The organism is Dyadobacter sp. BHUBP1, from assembly GCF_050587785.1.
Classification (GTDB): Bacteria; Bacteroidota; Bacteroidia; order Cytophagales; family Spirosomataceae; genus Dyadobacter.
The window spans coordinates 91,731-107,870 of record NZ_JBOBIH010000006.1; the positions used below are offsets into that span (position 1 = coordinate 91,731).

At 50.4% G+C, this 16,140-nt stretch carries 12 protein-coding genes and 3 tRNA genes; 10 read left to right on the forward strand and 5 right to left on the reverse strand.

Translation table 11 applies throughout. The features are described from left to right. Positions 1-96: 96 nt before the first annotated feature. Together ACQ4MZ_RS22535 and ACQ4MZ_RS22540 are read right to left on the reverse strand one after the other, a co-directional pair. Positions 97-1,104 (reverse strand): FecR family protein, encoded by a 1,008-nt coding sequence (locus tag ACQ4MZ_RS22535; protein ID WP_430848745.1) that lies wholly within the window; start codon positions 1,102-1,104, stop codon positions 97-99. A 110-nt stretch (positions 1,105-1,214) separates the two neighbouring features. Next, positions 1,215-1,790 carry an RNA polymerase sigma factor gene (locus ACQ4MZ_RS22540; RefSeq protein WP_430848747.1) on the reverse strand — a complete coding sequence of 192 codons (576 nt, stop codon included), beginning with the start codon at positions 1,788-1,790 and terminating at the stop codon, positions 1,215-1,217. Between the two features lie 399 nt (positions 1,791-2,189). Here ACQ4MZ_RS22540 and ACQ4MZ_RS22545 point away from each other — a divergent pair, with 399 nt between their 5' ends. Next, complete coding sequence (locus ACQ4MZ_RS22545; RefSeq protein ID WP_430848749.1) at positions 2,190-3,149, forward strand: hypothetical protein; 960 nt, start codon at positions 2,190-2,192, stop codon at positions 3,147-3,149. Positions 3,150-3,207: 58 nt separating this feature from the next. On the opposite strand, the gene ACQ4MZ_RS22550 is transcribed toward ACQ4MZ_RS22545, so the two are convergent. The 3 genes from ACQ4MZ_RS22550 to ACQ4MZ_RS22560 form a co-directional block, all read right to left on the reverse strand. Next, a tRNA-Arg gene (locus ACQ4MZ_RS22550) sits at positions 3,208-3,281 on the reverse strand. Positions 3,282-3,371: 90 nt separating this feature from the next. Then, positions 3,372-3,445, reverse strand: a tRNA-Pro gene (locus ACQ4MZ_RS22555). Positions 3,446-3,502: 57 nt separating this feature from the next. After that, positions 3,503-3,589: transfer RNA gene (locus ACQ4MZ_RS22560), tRNA-Ser, on the reverse strand. Between the two features lie 300 nt (positions 3,590-3,889). Between ACQ4MZ_RS22560 and ACQ4MZ_RS22565 the strand changes: the two genes are divergently transcribed. The 9 genes from ACQ4MZ_RS22565 to ACQ4MZ_RS22605 all read left to right on the forward strand — a co-directional run bounded on the left by ACQ4MZ_RS22565 (position 3,890) and on the right by ACQ4MZ_RS22605 (position 16,129). After that, the gene (locus tag ACQ4MZ_RS22565) at positions 3,890-4,684 is read left to right on the forward strand and encodes a vWA domain-containing protein (RefSeq protein WP_430848751.1); all 795 of its coding nucleotides are present in this window, start codon (positions 3,890-3,892) and stop codon (positions 4,682-4,684) included. Between the two features lie 38 nt (positions 4,685-4,722). Beyond that, entirely contained in the window at positions 4,723-5,442 is a 720-nt protein-coding gene (locus ACQ4MZ_RS22570; RefSeq protein WP_430848753.1) for a tetratricopeptide repeat protein, read from the forward strand. Between the two features lie 16 nt (positions 5,443-5,458). After that, positions 5,459-6,394, forward strand: coding sequence for a phosphoribosylaminoimidazolesuccinocarboxamide synthase (locus ACQ4MZ_RS22575; RefSeq protein WP_430848755.1), 936 nt, complete (start codon positions 5,459-5,461; stop codon positions 6,392-6,394). A 49-nt stretch (positions 6,395-6,443) separates the two neighbouring features. Further along, positions 6,444-6,866, forward strand: coding sequence for an STAS domain-containing protein (locus ACQ4MZ_RS22580; protein ID WP_430848757.1), 423 nt, complete (start codon positions 6,444-6,446; stop codon positions 6,864-6,866). A gap of 399 nt (positions 6,867-7,265) precedes the next feature. Further along, entirely contained in the window at positions 7,266-11,846 is a 4,581-nt protein-coding gene (gene gltB / locus ACQ4MZ_RS22585; RefSeq protein WP_430848759.1) for a glutamate synthase large subunit, read from the forward strand. Between the two features lie 49 nt (positions 11,847-11,895). After that, a complete protein-coding gene (locus ACQ4MZ_RS22590) occupies positions 11,896-13,404 on the forward strand; it encodes a glutamate synthase subunit beta (RefSeq protein ID WP_430848761.1) in 1,509 nt (502 codons plus the stop codon). 114 nt (positions 13,405-13,518) lie between these two features. Next, on the forward strand, positions 13,519-14,142 hold the full coding sequence (locus ACQ4MZ_RS22595; protein ID WP_430848763.1) for a polysaccharide deacetylase family protein: 624 nt from the start codon (positions 13,519-13,521) through the stop codon (positions 14,140-14,142). Positions 14,143-14,288: 146 nt separating this feature from the next. Beyond that, the gene (locus ACQ4MZ_RS22600; protein ID WP_430848765.1) at positions 14,289-15,056 is read left to right on the forward strand and encodes a TatD family hydrolase; all 768 of its coding nucleotides are present in this window, start codon (positions 14,289-14,291) and stop codon (positions 15,054-15,056) included. After that, entirely contained in the window at positions 15,056-16,129 is a 1,074-nt protein-coding gene (locus ACQ4MZ_RS22605; RefSeq protein WP_430848767.1) for an asparaginase, read from the forward strand. The genes ACQ4MZ_RS22600 and ACQ4MZ_RS22605 overlap by 1 nt, the downstream gene beginning before the upstream one ends. The last annotated feature ends 11 nt before the right edge of the window (positions 16,130-16,140 follow it).

Below are 16,140 nucleotides of genomic sequence, written 5' to 3' on the forward strand. Positions count from 1 at the left end.
AAGGCCGGGGAGCTTTTCATATGACTGCCGGGAAGCTACGGGGCCCGGCCCGAATGGATGGAAATCTGTTTCATAAGAGTTTAGTTATTCGTTAATTCAGCGGCATCCTTCCCCACTTAACACCAGTTCGCCGCTTTCCAGGGTATATTTCGTATTGCTCGTCAGCGTCAGCACCTTAAAGACTTCGTCCAGGGTCTCCGTCCCTGAAAACCGCCCGGTAATGAGGCATTGCTGCAATCGGGGATTTTGAAAAGAGATTTTCACGCCGTAACGTTTTTCCAGCATTTCGGCCAGGACCCCAAAAGGCATTTCCTGAAACACCATATCGGCCTGTACCCAGGCGGTAAGCTCCTGTGATTTAACCACTTTCTCGTCCGCGACAGTCGTGCGGGTGTTGTACGTCACTTGCTGGTTCGCGGTAAGCAGACTGGTGTGTTTATTACCGTCGTCTACCCGCACTTTACCCCGCGTAACCGTCACCACCACTTCGCTTTCCGAAGGAAGGGATTTGATGCTGAATGCCGTTCCGAGTACGGTGGTGCTGATCTTACCGGTTTTAATCACAAAAGAAGCCGGTTTTCTGTCACCCACATTTAAATGCACGACATCGAAGTAAGCTTCGCCGGACAGCGATACCTCCCTGGTTTGACGGTTAAAATCTCGATCGTACTCGACGCGCGTATCGCCGTGCAAAACAACCCGGCTTCCGTCCGGTAATATCACAAATTTCGTCTGCCCTTTTACAGATTGGTGAACCACCGTCCTCGACGCCGAAAGATTAACTACGGGCTTCCGCTGTTCCCTTACCAGGAAGAAAACCCAGCCCGCACCGATCAGAATGAGCACCGCAGCAGCCACACGCCAGAAAACGCCCGGCAGAAACGGTCGCGACCGACCCGGCGGCGTAATACGTTTGGCAATATTCCCCTTCATTCGCTCCCGGACATCCGCAAGCTCGTCGTCCGAGAGCTTTGACAACCGGTCGGGCTTCCCCGCGAAAAGCTCATAGTATTTCTCGATCATGTCCGATTCTTCCTCATCGGCATTCCCGCTGAGGTACCTTGCCACGATCGACCTGAACTTATTCCTATTTCCACTTGGCATGTTTATAGACGCTGTTTATTTACCAGTGAAGGAATTCCTGAAAAAGTCCCAAACGAACTTCTAATTTTTTCAAAAAAATTCCAGGAAACTCCGGAAACGGTCGGGAACGGCTACGGGCGAAGCAGCAAAATGACAAGGGCAAGAAGCCTTCCGATGCTTTCGCGCAGGCTTTGTTGGGATGTATTAAGCTGGTTTTGGACGGTCTTTCTTGAAATATCGAGCTGCTCGGCAATTTCCAGGGTGGAGAGCCCTTCCAGGTAGCGTAGCCGGAAAATTTCACGGCGCTTTTCCGGCTGCGTTTCCAGCCAGAGATGAATGCTCGATAGCAATTCGTCCCTCAAATAACCGGAATCGGCATCGTCGCTGGAAAACGCCATATAATCAAGCGGCTCTTCGAATGCAGGGAGGGTTTTTCGCTTGTGGTAAATGGCAAAAACCTGGTATTTCACCGCTCCCAGCAAATATCCACGAAGATTATCGATCTGCCGGTTCTCTCTTTTATTCCAAAGGTCGACGAAAACATCCTGGACGATTTCCTCGCTATCGGAAGCATCGCTGAGCCTTTTGTAGGCTTCATTATAGAGTTTTTTCCAGTAGCGCTCGTAAATCAAGTCGAATGCCGCCTCCGAGCCATCCATGAGCATAGCCACCAGATCTTCGTCCGCTGCATTTTCGTCGATATACATGTAAGAAAGTGTCGAGATACGAAAACAAAAATAACAAAAAAATAAAGACGTTATGTCCTATTTTTCTCCCCTACACAACATGCAAAACCGTAGAAATCAGTTTAAATCCAAGAAGCTCCGCTACCGACATTCTATATACGCAAACGACAACCCAGCCTGTAACCCTCCCATTGACAGGAAGAACGTTTTATACAAATCAGGAAGGCAACGGTTTAAGTGAACAAATCCGTCTATCATTTGGTTGACATGTGATCCAACGTCAATCGAACATTTTCGGTAAAAGCATTGACCAATACTTTGAAAACGAATTCTGCACGCTGTTCATCGAAACATCATCCCATTTCCTGTCGGCTAACATTGTTTGCACTGATCCTGCTTCCACTCATGTATGGTTGTACAATGAAAGAAGCCGCTCCAAACCAGGATCCGGCCATTTCCGGGCAAATCCAGCGTTTAGTCTTCGAGAAATATCCTGATGCCCAAAACTTATCGGGCAAGGTCGTTGAAAAAGGGAAGGTGTTTGAATTCGCATTCACCGTGGATGATGAACGGTATTCGGCCATTGTCAATAATACCGAAATCATTTCCACGGCCAGAACAAGCGGGGAGCAAATACCGGACTCTTTGGTCAGCAGACTTCAAAATTCCACGATAAAGGGAGGCACGATCTCGGATTACCGGACCATTACTCTGTTCGACGGATATGTCTCTAATCCTGCGGTAAACTACCGGTTAAACGGAATGGATTTTGTGGCATCCTTTGGCGTGTCGTCGATATACATGTCTCCTTATCCAAGATGGTACTATATTAAAAACATCAACGACCTGCCGGATCCGATTATCGATTTTATCCAAAAGCGAAGCAAGCCCAATCCTGCATTTGTTAATACGCTCACTAATTTCAATGAAGAAACCAGGCAGATGATCGCCCGAAATAACGAATTCGAATTCGGGGGAGCTACCGTCTACATTAACCTCGATGGGACAAAAACATACGATGTTATTGTCAGATTTCTGGGAGTTGATTCACAAAGCCTGCTCTTCGATCAGGATTACAATTTGACATGGGTAGGCAGTTTTAATCAGATCCGGCAATACAATGAAGATTTCACGGGGCGTAACTTCGATACTAACCTGACGCGAAAAGAGATAGCGACCTTTACTGACATTTTCGGAGCTCCCTCTCACTTCCTCAATTTCGGACTGGATGTAGGTTATAACCTGATGAGAAGCTACCGGAATGAATACGAGGGGGTTACAAGCTACATTTTCTGGCTCGATAACGGCCGGGGAGAACAATGGATGCTTCGTTATAATGCCGACAAAAAAATTGTGTTTTCTTCTTATTCGAAGCCGTGAGTGGGGTTATGCAACAAAAAAAGCACTTAGAAACTAATCTAAGTGCTTGATTTTGAAGTGATCCCGTTTGGATTCGAACCAAAGACCTACTGCTTAGAAGGCAGTTGCTCTATCCAGCTGAGCTACGGGACCGATATTTCAAGTTTAAACTTTATTCTAAAAAAATAGGCAGTCAGCGATTCACAGTTTGCACTGCTACGGCTTACTGCCTTATCTTTTCTGTCGGGGAGACAGGATTCGAACCTGCGACCCTCTGGTCCCAAACCAGATGCGCTACCGGACTGCGCCACTCCCCGATAATTTTCTCCTTCTACTTTAAGAAAGAGCACTTTTTCGAACGTTCGGAAACCGCGTGGAGGAAGCGGGATTCGAACCCGCGGTACCCTTGCGAGTACGGCAGTTTAGCAAACTACTGGTTTCAGCCACTCACCCATCCCTCCTTCGTCCGTCGTTCTTGGGTGCAAATATAGCTGGTTCGTTTTCAGAAAAGCAAACATTGAAAGAAAAAAAACTTCGCCAGAAGCGCGAAATGCCTATTTTTGCCCAAGTTTAAATCACACAATACGTTCATTATGAACTGGAATTACCCCTTTGAGAGCACCGAATATTTTTTTATATTTTTTTTCATTTTCGCTTACACAGCCTATATAATACGTACTGTCCGGGTAGCCCGACAGCTTCAAACGACTGCCCGGACACTCATCATTAAACTCTTTTTACGCAGTATTACCTTCTCTCTTTTGATCGTTAGTCTGCTCGGGCCGTCCTTCGGGGAGGCCGAACGCGATATTCAGGCAAAGGGCAAGGATATATTTATGGTAGTAGATCTTTCGAAGTCGATGGACGCGGCAGATGTGACTCCCTCGCGCCTGGAAAAGGTAAAGTTTGAGCTGAACCGCTTCGTCGAGAACGAGCGGGCGAACCGGATCGGGATCATTATTTTTTCAAACGACGCGTACATTCACGTACCGCTCACGTACGACGCGGCCGCGCTCGAACTGTTCATCCAGTCGCTGCAAACGGATTTGCTCCCGACTAATGGCACCAATATATGCGGCGCCATTGAAATGGCCTACAACAAGCTGATGAACGCAGCCAACCCGACGAGCCGCGCCAAGATGATGGTGCTTTTCACCGACGGGGAGAACAGTTCAAGTTGCAGCAATGCATTGTTCAATAATCTACGCCGCTTCGGGATCGGGGTATATTCGGTGGCCGTGGGCACGAAGGTGGGCATCAGCATTCAGCAGAACGGCAAGCCTCTTATGGACAAGAACGACAAACTGGTGATCAGCAAACTGGATGAGAATTTCCTGCGCGGTGTCGCTAATTCGGCCCGCGGATCTTATTATGAACTCAACAATTCAAAAAACGACGTCCAGAAGATGATCAGCGACATTAACCAGGCGGAAGGCGCATTGGTGGATTCGCGGACGATCACCGTTGTTTCCAACAAGTACTATTATTTCCTGGGCGCGGCGCTGGTACTGATCTTGCTCGACGTACTAATTACTATCGGAACGTTCCGACTCTGAGCGCAATTCCCTATTTTTGCACGCAAATGTGAACCGATATGACGTCTCTGATCCTTTATGTCCTGCTCTGGCTTTGGGATAACCGTACGTTCGATTCCATTACCAAGGCAAACCAGAGAAAGCTGGATGCCGAGCAAGCCTTCCGGAAAAAAGAGTTTACGAAATCGGCCGAGCTGTACCGGCAAATCACCTACGGCTCGATCTTTTCGGATCCCGCTGCAAGGCTGAACCTGGCCCATTCATTATATAAGGCAGGCGACTACAAGCAGGCTTTGAAACATTACCGGCTACTGAGCGATATTGAGGACAACAGCATTGCCTCGGTAGCAAACGCACAGCTCGCATTGATCCTTGTCAACCGAAAAGATACGGCCAGCGCTTTGACAAACCTGAGAACCGCATTGCGCCTCGAACCTGGCAATGCGCTTGCTAGGACCAATTATATTATCCTGAAAAAGAGCTTCTCGGGTGTTGATCAGCAGTCCGACATGACCACGCGGAAACGCCAGTCGAACCAGCAGCAGACAAACCAGGTACAACCGGCACCTCCGCCGGCTCCCCCGCAGGAAATACGCGAGGTGAGCGAGGATGTCAAAAAGGAAGAATTGCTCAAAAGTCTCAAGGCCATGAACATGTCCGAAGAACAGGCGAGGGCAATCCTAGATGCCATGAAATCGAACGAATCCCAATATATTTACCAGCTCCGGCGCAAGCAGTACAATGCGAAACCGGGACAAAAGAGCGAAATCGAGTGGTAATTTTACCCATAATCTAATGAACAGTATACCAGCAACCAACTTCCAGTTCCCCGGCCAGACAGGCTTTTATAAAGGGAAGGTCCGTGACGTTTATTCGTTTGAAAAACGTCTGGTGATGATCGCCACCGACCGCATTTCGGCATTCGACGTGATCCTGCCGCGCGCTATCCCTTATAAAGGACAGGTTTTGAACCAGATCGCCGCGCATTTCTTGAACGCCACTTCCGACATCGTGCCCAACTGGCTCGAAGAGGTGCCGGACCCGAATGTGAGCATTGGTATCAAATGCCAGGCCTATCCGGTGGAAATGGTCGTACGTGGTTACCTGGCAGGCCATGCCTGGCGCGAATACAAAGCCGGAAAACGAGAAGTGTGCGGCGTTGCATTGCCCGAAGGTCTGAAAGAGAACGACAAACTCCCCCAGCCTATCATTACGCCTACCACCAAGGCACATGAAGGCCACGACGAAGATATTTCCCGCGAGCAGATCCTCGCGCAAGGGCTCGTGAGCGAGGACGAATACGAGCACCTCGAGCGTTACACGCTCGCCTTGTTCGCGAAAGGAACCGAAATGGCGGCCGATCAGGGCCTGATCCTGGTGGATACCAAATATGAGTTCGGCCAGCTGGATGGCACGATTTATTTGATCGACGAAATCCACACACCGGATTCCTCACGGTACTTCTACAAGGACACCTATGAGGAAAATCAGCGCGCCGGCGTGCCTCAAAAGCAGCTTAGCAAGGAATTTGTAAGGGAATGGCTCATCGAGAACGGCTTTCAGGGCAAGGAAGGACAGACTGTGCCTGAAATGACCGACGAAAAAGTAAACTCGATCTCCGAACGCTACATCGAGCTGTTCGAGAAAGTGACGGGCATGAAGTTTCAGAAAAACAACCTGGACCACCCGCTCGAAAGGATTGAGAAGGCCATTTTGCGTGCGATTGCCTGAGGCGGACTACTCACTTAGCAAAAAATTGTTTGACGAAACGACAACCGAAATGGATTTTAAACTGGAAAAGAAAGAACAATACGTCTATATCGAAACGGATGCAGCCGCTTTCGCCGGTGATGTGCCCGCAGCGTTTGAAGAAACGGCGCGTGGCCTCTTCCGCGAAGGCTACCACAGCCTGATTGTAAACATGCAGACTGTAAAGTCACTGGACGCGACAGGAATCACGACATTAAAGAAGGTAAACCGCCTCTGCGCGAACGACCTCGGCCTGCTCGTGATCGTAACCCGCGACGACGATTTCATGGACACGCTGGAAGACCTGCGTATTCCCGACCTCACCGTTCTGCCCACCAAAGAGGAGGCGATCGACGCTGTTTTCATGCACAGCCTTGAAAACGAGTTCGGTGCGGGCGATGACGATTATGACGACGAAGATTACGAAGGTGTGAGCGAATCGAAAGAGCCTTAATATTTGAATAGTATAATTTTCAGTCACTTACCAAAACGTCCCGCCGATATCCGGCGGGACGTTTTTTTGATGCCATTCTTACATTTTTTATATTTTCCTTAGGCGCTTTTTGTAATCCTCCAAGGCACAGAAAACGACGTTTGCAGCTTTCCAAAATGGTAACCAATACGGGTATTCGTTACATGTTTATCAATATTTTGATAATAATTGTAATAATTCGGCCAAATGCATATTAGTGATAGAAAATTTTGCCATTCCCATAATAAGCCAAATATTTTTTATGGGTATATTGCGTGGCTTTACCCAAAACATCACACACTGGCGTTTTCGCTTTCCTTTTAAAGTGCTTATTTAAACAGATTCTAATTACGAATTTGTTAATTACCTACAATTCGATAAATGTCGCAAATGTCTGAACAAATGGTAGAAAATCAGGGACTGTACCGCCCGGAATTTGAGCATGATGCATGTGGAATCGGTTTCCGGGCTAACATCAAGGGTCGTAAGTCGCACCAGATCGTGGCTGATGCCATTCATATGCTCGAAAGGATGGAGCATAGGGGTGCAACTGGTTTTGACCCTAACACCGGAGACGGTGCTGGTATTTTAATTCAGATCCCTCACGAGTTCTTTGTAGAAGAATCTACCAAGTTAGGCTTCCACTTGCCGCCGGCAGGTGAGTATGGTGTGGGGATGATCTTTTTCCCGGGCAACGAGCTTGCCAGGGAGGAAAGCAGGGATATCCTGAACCGAAAGATCAAGATGCTGGGCCTCCAACTGCTCGGCTACCGAAAGGTACCTACCCTGAACAACACCCTGGGTGAAGGCTCTCTCTCCGTTGAACCGGCAGTAGAGCAGGTTTTCATTAAACGTCCGGACGACATTACGGACGATATGGCGTTTGAACGCAAGCTGTTCATCCTCCGCCAGGTTTCTGCACGAATCATCAAAGACACGGTAAAGGGCGCGAAAAACTTCTATTTCTCGTCGCTTTCATGCCGTACCATCTCATACAAGGGACAGCTCACCACTGCCCAGCTGAAATATTACTTCCCGGACCTGGAAAACGAATCGGTCGTATCTGCATTGGCAGTTGTACACTCGCGTTTTTCTACTAATACCTTCCCTTCATGGGAGCTGGCCCAGCCGTTCCGCTACATTGCGCACAATGGGGAGATCAACACCGTGAAAGGAAACGTGAACTGGATCCGCGCCGGGGAAAAATCGTTCGAGTCGAAATTCTTCACCAAAGAAGAAATGGATATGCTCCTGCCGATTTGCGACAGGAATCAGTCCGACTCCGCCAACCTCGACAATGCGATCGAATTGCTGCACCTTTCTGGCCGCTCATTACCACACGTGATGATGATGCTGATCCCCGAAGCATGGGACGGCAATGAGCAGATGGACCCGGAACGTAAGGCATTCTACGAATACCACGCTGCCATTATGGAGCCGTGGGACGGTCCGGCGTCGATCTCTTTCACCGACGGTAAAATGGTAGGCGCTACGCTCGACCGTAACGGTCTGCGCCCGTCGCGCTACTGGGTACTCGACGACGATACCATCATCATGGGTTCGGAAGCGGGTGTGCTGGAAGTGGATCAGTCGAGAGTTGTGACCAAAGGCCGCCTGCAACCCGGACGTATGTTCGTGGTGGATATGGAGCAGGGCCGCATTGTTCCTGACGAAGAAATCAAGAAGCAAATCTGTACCGCGCAGCCTTACCAGCAATGGCTGGATGAAAATAAGCTGCACGTGGACGCGCTCGATCACCCGATCCGCACTTACCGCGCATACGACGAGAATGCATTGCTGAAACGCCAGGTGGCATTCGGTTATACTTCGGAAGACCTACGCATGATCCTCGGGCCCATGGCTCAGACGGGTATGGAAGCGATCGGTTCAATGGGTACCGATTCTCCGCTGGCAGTTCTCTCGGATCAGTCTCAGCATTTGTCTACCTATTTCAAACAGCTTTTCGCACAGGTTACCAACCCGCCGATCGACTCGATTCGCGAGCGTGCGATTATGTCTCTGATCTCTTTCGTAGGCAGCACCGAGAACATTCTGACCGAGACTCCAAAACACTGCCGCCAGATCGCATTGCCGCATCCGATCCTTTCGGTGCAGGAATTCGATAAGCTGCGTTTTGTAGATAAAGACGGCTTCCAGGCCAAAACCATTAATACCTATTTCCGTGCCGACCAGGGCGGAAAAGCGCTGGAAAGAGCATTGGAAAGAATCTGCCGTTACGCGGTAGACGCGATTGAAGACGGATTTGAGATCCTCATCCTCTCCGACCGCGCCATCGACTCTGACCACGCACCGATCCCTTCATTGCTCGCCACCGCGACCATTCACCACCATTTGATCCGCGAAGGATTGCGTGGCAAGGTAGGTCTGTTGGTGGAAGCGGGAGATGTCTGGGAAACCCATCACGTAGCGACGTTGATCGGCTACGGCGCTGCGGGTATCTGCCCTTACATGGCATTCGAAACGCTTTCGTACATGAACCGCAAGGGCATGATCGAAGGCGAGTTCACTGACGAAAAACTGCATTACAACTACATCAAGGCCGTTAACAAGGAGCTTTTGAAGATATTCTCGAAAATGGGAATCTCTACCCTGCAATCGTACCAGGGTGCGCAAATCTTCGAATGCGTGGGCTTGAACAAGGACGTAATCGACAAATATTTCACAGGAACCATTTCGCGTATCAGCGGTATGGGTATTCCTGAGATTGCGCGCGAGATCCTGGTGCGTCACAAAGTGGCTTACCACGAGAGCGCGGAGCAAAAGCCAAGACTCGAAGTGGGTGGTGTTTACCAATGGAAACAACGTGGTGAAGCGCACATTTTCAACCCGCAGTCGGTGCATTTGCTGCAACAAGCTACCCGCAATGGAAGCTACGAGCAGTTCAAGAAATACTCTAAACTGATCGACGACCAGAGCCACAAGGCGCTGACATTACGCGGACTTTTGAGATTCAAAAAAGGCAACCCGATTCCATTGAGCGAGGTAGAGCCGGTTGAAAATATCTTCAAACGCTTCGCTACCGGTGCGATGTCCTTCGGATCTATTTCCTGGGAAGCGCACACGACGCTGGCGATTGCGATGAACCGCATTGGCGGTAAGTCCAACTCCGGAGAAGGCGGCGAAGACGAACTGCGTTACAACAAGCTGCCGAACGGCGACAGCATGAACTCGCAGATCAAACAGGTGGCTTCGGGACGTTTTGGTGTAACCAGCCATTACCTGAGCAATGCGGGAGAGCTGCAAATCAAAACTGCGCAAGGTGCCAAGCCGGGTGAAGGTGGTCAGCTTCCGGGCTTCAAAGTGGACGACTGGATCGGCCGTACCCGTCACTCGACGCCGGGTGTAGGGCTTATCTCCCCTCCTCCTCACCACGACATTTACTCGATCGAGGATTTGGCGCAGCTGATTTTCGACCTTAAAAATGCCAACCGCGCCGCACGTATCAGCGTGAAGCTGGTGTCGGAAGCCGGTGTAGGAACCGTAGCATCCGGTGTAGCGAAAGCACACGCCGACCACATCCTGATCTCGGGTTACGACGGTGGTACCGGTGCCTCTCCATTGAGCTCGATCCGCCACGCGGGTCTGCCGTGGGAGCTTGGTTTGGCCGAAACGCACCAGACATTGGTACGCAACAAATTGCGCGGACGGGTAACCGTTCAGGCCGACGGACAGCTCCGTACCGGCCGCGACCTCGCGATCGCCGCATTACTCGGTGCCGAAGAATGGGGTGTAGCAACCGCTGCATTGGTTGCCGCTGGCTGTATTATGATGCGTAAATGCCACCTCAATACCTGTCCGGTGGGTGTGGCCACGCAGCGCAAAGAACTCCGCGCATTGTTCTCGGGCAAGCCTGAGCACGTGGTGAACATGTTTACCTACATGGCGGAAGAGTTGCGCGAGATTATGGCCCAGCTTGGTTTCAGAACAGTCAATGAAATGGTTGGTCAGGCTCAGTACCTCGAACTGCGCAATGATATCAAACATTGGAAATACAAAAACCTGAACTTCGACGCGATCCTGTACAAAGAAGGCGACCTTTCGGTAGCCCAATTCAAGCAGGAAGAGCAGGATCACGGTATCGACGCCATTCTCGACCTCGACCTGATCCGTTCGGCGCAGCCCGCATTGGAGAACAAGGATGAGGTTTACGCAGAATTCCCGATCAACAACCTCAACCGGTCGGTGGGAACCATGCTTTCGAATGAAATCTCAAAGAAATATGGCGGTGTGGGCTTGCCAACCGGCAATATCCACTTCAAATTCCGCGGTACAGCGGGCCAAAGCTTCGGTGCATTCAACACCTTAGGCGTACGCCTCGAACTGGAAGGTGACGCGAACGACTACTTCGGAAAAGGCCTTTGCGGCGCCGAACTGATCGTGTACCCCGACAGAGATGCGAAGTTCAAGCCGGAAGAGAACATCATCATCGGTAACGTGGCATTCTACGGGGCTACTTCGGGTGATGCCTACATCCGCGGAACCGCGGGCGAGCGCTTCTGCGTACGTAACTCGGGTGCGAAGGTGGTAGTAGAAGGTGTCGGCGACCACGGTCTGGAATACATGACGGGCGGTCTGGCGATCATACTCGGCGAAACTGGCCGCAACTTCGCGGCAGGTATGTCCGGCGGTGTGGCTTACGTACTCGACAAAAACGGAACCTTCGAAGAGAAAGTGAATAAAGAAATGGTGTCGCTGGAAGCGCTTACGGATGAAGACAAAGGCATCCTGCGCGAGTACCTGGATAAACACTTCCAGTACACGACCAGCAACATCGCTTTCCAACTGATCCAGAACTGGGAAGAATCTGTGAAGCAATTTGTGAAAGTAATGCCATCCGACTTCCGCAAAGCACTGGAAGGACGCGGTATCACGCTCGCACAGCAAATTGCCGACAAGAACGTGGTGTACAAAGACATCGTCGTAGACGTGGTACACCAGTAATTTTCAGTTTCAAGATCAACTATCAGAATTTTTTAAATCAGTAATAAGAATGGGAAAACCAACCGGATTTTTAGAGTTTGAAAGGGAGTTGCCGAAAAAAAGAAGCGTAGAAGAGCGTCTGAAAGACTACCGTGAGATTGAAACCGCACCGACCGACTCTAATTCCAAACAGCAGGCAGCCCGTTGTATGGACTGCGGAATTCCTTTTTGCCATAATGGTTGTCCGCTGGGCAACATCATCCCCGAGTTCAACGACGCGGTGTATGATGAAAACTGGGGACTGGCCTACGAAATATTAGCGTCTACCAACAACTTTCCTGAATTCACAGGACGCATTTGCCCAGCTCCTTGCGAAGCATCCTGCGTACTGGGTATCAACAAGCCGCCGGTAGCGATCGAGTACATCGAGAAATCGATCATCGAAAAAGCATTCGAATTGGGTTTGGTCAAACCACGCATCCCGAAAACCCGCACCGGCAAAAAAGTGGCGGTGGTAGGTTCAGGACCTGCGGGTATGGCTGCGGCTTATCAGCTCAACCAGGCTGGTCACTCGGTAGTATTGCTCGAAAGAGCGGATAAAATCGGGGGTCTGGTACGCTATGGTATCCCTGATTTCAAGCTAGATAAAAGCATTATCGACCGTCGTCTTGCCGTCATGGAAGCGGAAGGCGTTGAATTCCGTACCGGCGTGAATGTAGGTGTGGATATCAAAGCCGAAGAACTTCAAAATGAATTCGACGCGGTGCTTCTGACCGTTGGATCGACTGTCCCCCGTGACGTAAAAATCCAGGGCCGTCAGTTCAAAGGCGTTCACTTCGCGATGGAATTCCTGAGCCAGCAGAACAAGCGCGTAGCGGGTATCGACCGGATAGTAGATCACCGCGGCGTAGCATATGCGAATGGCGAAATACTCGCTACCGACAAGCACGTAGTGGTCATTGGTGGTGGCGATACAGGTTCCGACTGCGTGGGTACTTCGGGCCGTCACGGTGCGAAATCCGTTACGCAGATCGAACTCATGCCGATTCCTCCGAAAGAGCGTGATGCGAGCACGCCTTGGCCAAACTGGCCGATGATGCTCCGCACATCGACCTCGCACGAGGAAGGTTGCGACAGACATTGGTCTATCAACACCAAAGAATTCATCGGTGATGAGAACGGGAACCTGACCGCATTGAAAATCGTCGATCTCGACTGGCAGAAAGACCCTGAAACGGGCCGTATGCAAATGAGAGAAGTGGAAGGCAGCGAGCGTACCATTCCTTGCGACCTGGCGTTCCTGGCAGCCGGCTTCCTGCACCCGCAGCAAGAAGGCTTGTTGAACGACCTCGACCTGGAATTCGATGAGCGCGGCAACATCAAAACCAACGGGTACCAATCGACTTCCAACGAGAAGATTTTCGCAGCCGGCGACTGCCGCCGTGGACAATCGCTCGTGGTATGGGCGATCAGCGAAGGTCGGGAAGCGGCACGTTCGGTAGACGAGTACCTGATGGGCGAGTCATTCCTCGAAGCCAAGGCTGTATCGATGTTGAATCCTGTGTTTGCGCATGCGTAATTGACACAAGATTTAAGCCAGCCTCTATATATTGTTATTGCAAGAAAGCTGCCCCAACCGGCAGCTTCTTGTTTTATATCCCTTTATATTTGAAGTGCAAATTTCATCGACAGCATGTTCCTGCATCATTCTCCATTCTGGCTGAAAGCATTTTTCCCCGGTTTTACCTGGCATATTCCTACGCAAGAGAAAAGCATTTTCCTGACGTTCGACGACGGGCCTATTCCTGACATTACCGAAAATGTGCTGGAACTGCTGGACAGATTCAATGCAAAAGCCACGTTTTTCAGCATTGGCAACAATGTGCTCAAACACCCCGACGTGTACGAAATGGTCAGAAATGGCGGGCATTCGATCGGTAACCACACATTCAACCATATGAACGGTTGGAAAACCGAAGACGCAATTTACCTCGAAAATATCCGGCAATGCACTGAGCAGCTGAACCTCGAAACCAGACTCTTTCGCCCGCCTTACGGCCGCATTAAGAAAAGCCAGTCGAGGGTGGTTTTGCGGGACAAGCAGATCATCATGTGGGACGTGCTCAGCGGCGACTTTTCCGCCGAAATCAGCCCTGAAATTTGTTTAAAAAAATCCATTCAACACACCCGGCCCGGCTCTATCGTGCTATTTCACGATAGCATTAAGGCATCAAAGAATATGCTTTATGCATTACCGAGGTATCTGGAAACTTTTACGGAACGAGGGTACAGGTTTGAAGCGTTGAAAATGCTGTAAGCTATAAGCTATAAGCTTTAGGCTATAAGCTGTAAGCATTAGGCACTTCATGTTTTGCGTAGCTAACCATTTAAATAACCCAATAATAAAAAAGCTTAAAGCTTACGGCTTATAGCTTAAAGCATAAAATCGCTTACAGCCCCAAAATGATAGATTCGCACGCCCACATATACAGCGACGATTACGCCGAAGACCGCACTGCAATGCTCGACCGTGCCTGGAATGCCGGTATCGAGCAGATATGGATGCCCAACTGCGACCACGAGACCATCGACGGCATGCTCGAACTCGCCGAAAAATACCCCGGCAAATGCCTCCCGATGATCGGCCTGCACCCAACTTATGTGAAGGCAGGTTTTGAAAAAGAATTGCAGATCATGGAGGAATGGCTGGGCAAATATGAGTTTATCGCCATCGGGGAGATCGGGATGGACCTTTTCTGGGACGTTACGTTTAAAGAACAGCAGGAAAAAGCATTTTTATACCAATGCGGCCTCGCCCGCAGGCACAACCTCTGGATCGACATTCATAGCAGGAGCGCGTTTTGGGAAACAGTAAAACTCATCGAAGATTTTGCCGATCCTGCATTGACCGGCATTTTTCATTGCTTCACCGGCACGCTGGAAGAAGCGCGGAAAGCCATTGGACTCGGTTTCAAGCTTGGTATCGGAGGCGTGGCTACATTTAAGAATGGAGGTTTGGATAAAGTGATCCCACATGTCGGCATCGAACATTTAGTACTCGAAACCGACGCGCCCTACCTTGCGCCCGTCCCCTACCGCGGCAAACGCAACGAAGTCGCCTATATCGACCTCGTAGCCCAGCGCGTAGCCGATTTGAAAGAAATGACCAAAGCCGACGTGATCGCCGCCACTACCGCGAACGCGAAAAGCATGCTCAACAAACTATCCTAATGAGTTATACCAAAATACACATCAACCCCATTTCTCCCGAACCTACCACCGGTTCCGTCCTTGTAATTTATACGGGAGGCACACTCGGGATGGTGTACGAAACGAAAGGCAAGCAGCTCGTGCCATTCAACTTCCAGCAGATCATCGAGAAAGTGCCGGAAATCAGTCGGCTCGATTTCGACATTACCTTCCTCTCGCTTTCCGAACCGATTGATTCATCGAACATGCATCCGTCGATCTGGATCGAACTGGCGACCATTATTGAGGAGCATTACGAGCAGTTCGACAGCTTTGTGATCCTGCACGGCACTGATACGATGGCTTACACGGCGTCCGCGTTGAGTTACCTGCTCGAAAACCTCAACAAACCCGTGATCCTCACGGGCGCGCAGCTGCCCATAGGCGTGGCCCGCTCGGACGCGCGCGAGAACGTGATTACCGCGTTGGAACTCGCCGCGGCCAAGAATGCAGAAGGGCATCCGATCATCACAGAGGTTTGCATTTATTTTAATTCCAACCTGCTCCGCGGTAACCGTTCCAAAAAGAAGGAAAGCTCGGATTTCAATGCATTTCATTCCGAAAATTACCCCGCACTCGCGAATGCAGGCGTAAATATCGAATACAACCTGCCGTACATTAAGCCTTACAAACCCGGCTTGAAACTAAAAGTCCACAAAAGCTTCGACAGTAATGTGGCCTTCCTGAAGATGTTCCCGGGCATCAGCCAGCGGGTCGTGGAATCGATCCTGAACATCGATGGCCTGCGCGGTATTGTGCTCGAAACCTACGGCGCCGGCAACGCCACCACTGAGCCCTGGTTCCTGAATGCGATCAGCAACGCCATTGAGCGCGACATCGTGATCTTCAACGTCTCCCAATGCGACGGCGGCCGCGTAGCGCAAGGCCAGTACCAAACCAGCAAGTTCCTGCAACAGATCGGCGTCATCAGCGGCTCAGACATTACCGCAGAAGCCGCCATCACCAAAATGATGTACGTTTTCGCCTGCGAACGTCCCGGCGGCGCCTGCATCGACCTGCTCGGCAAACCATTGCGCGGAGAAATGAGTATTTGATTTGGGCGCAG

Bases quoted from the DNA above. Each gene is read 5' to 3' on its own strand.
- ACQ4MZ_RS22535 (WP_430848745.1), bottom strand. From the start codon at position 1,104: ATGCCAAGTGGAAATAGGAATAAGTTCAGGTCGATCGTGGCAAGGTAC.
- ACQ4MZ_RS22540 (WP_430848747.1), bottom strand. From the start codon at position 1,790: ATGTATATCGACGAAAATGCAGCGGACGAAGATCTGGTGGCTATGCTC.
- ACQ4MZ_RS22545 (WP_430848749.1), top strand. From the start codon at position 2,190: ATGAAAGAAGCCGCTCCAAACCAGGATCCGGCCATTTCCGGGCAAATC.
- ACQ4MZ_RS22570 (WP_430848753.1), top strand. From the start codon at position 4,723: ATGACGTCTCTGATCCTTTATGTCCTGCTCTGGCTTTGGGATAACCGT.
- ACQ4MZ_RS22575 (WP_430848755.1), top strand. From the start codon at position 5,459: ATGAACAGTATACCAGCAACCAACTTCCAGTTCCCCGGCCAGACAGGC.
- ACQ4MZ_RS22580 (WP_430848757.1), top strand. From the start codon at position 6,444: ATGGATTTTAAACTGGAAAAGAAAGAACAATACGTCTATATCGAAACG.
- gltB (WP_430848759.1), top strand. From the start codon at position 7,266: ATGTCGCAAATGTCTGAACAAATGGTAGAAAATCAGGGACTGTACCGC.
- ACQ4MZ_RS22590 (WP_430848761.1), top strand. From the start codon at position 11,896: ATGGGAAAACCAACCGGATTTTTAGAGTTTGAAAGGGAGTTGCCGAAA.
- ACQ4MZ_RS22595 (WP_430848763.1), top strand. From the start codon at position 13,519: ATGTTCCTGCATCATTCTCCATTCTGGCTGAAAGCATTTTTCCCCGGT.
- ACQ4MZ_RS22600 (WP_430848765.1), top strand. From the start codon at position 14,289: ATGATAGATTCGCACGCCCACATATACAGCGACGATTACGCCGAAGAC.
- ACQ4MZ_RS22605 (WP_430848767.1), top strand. From the start codon at position 15,056: ATGAGTTATACCAAAATACACATCAACCCCATTTCTCCCGAACCTACC.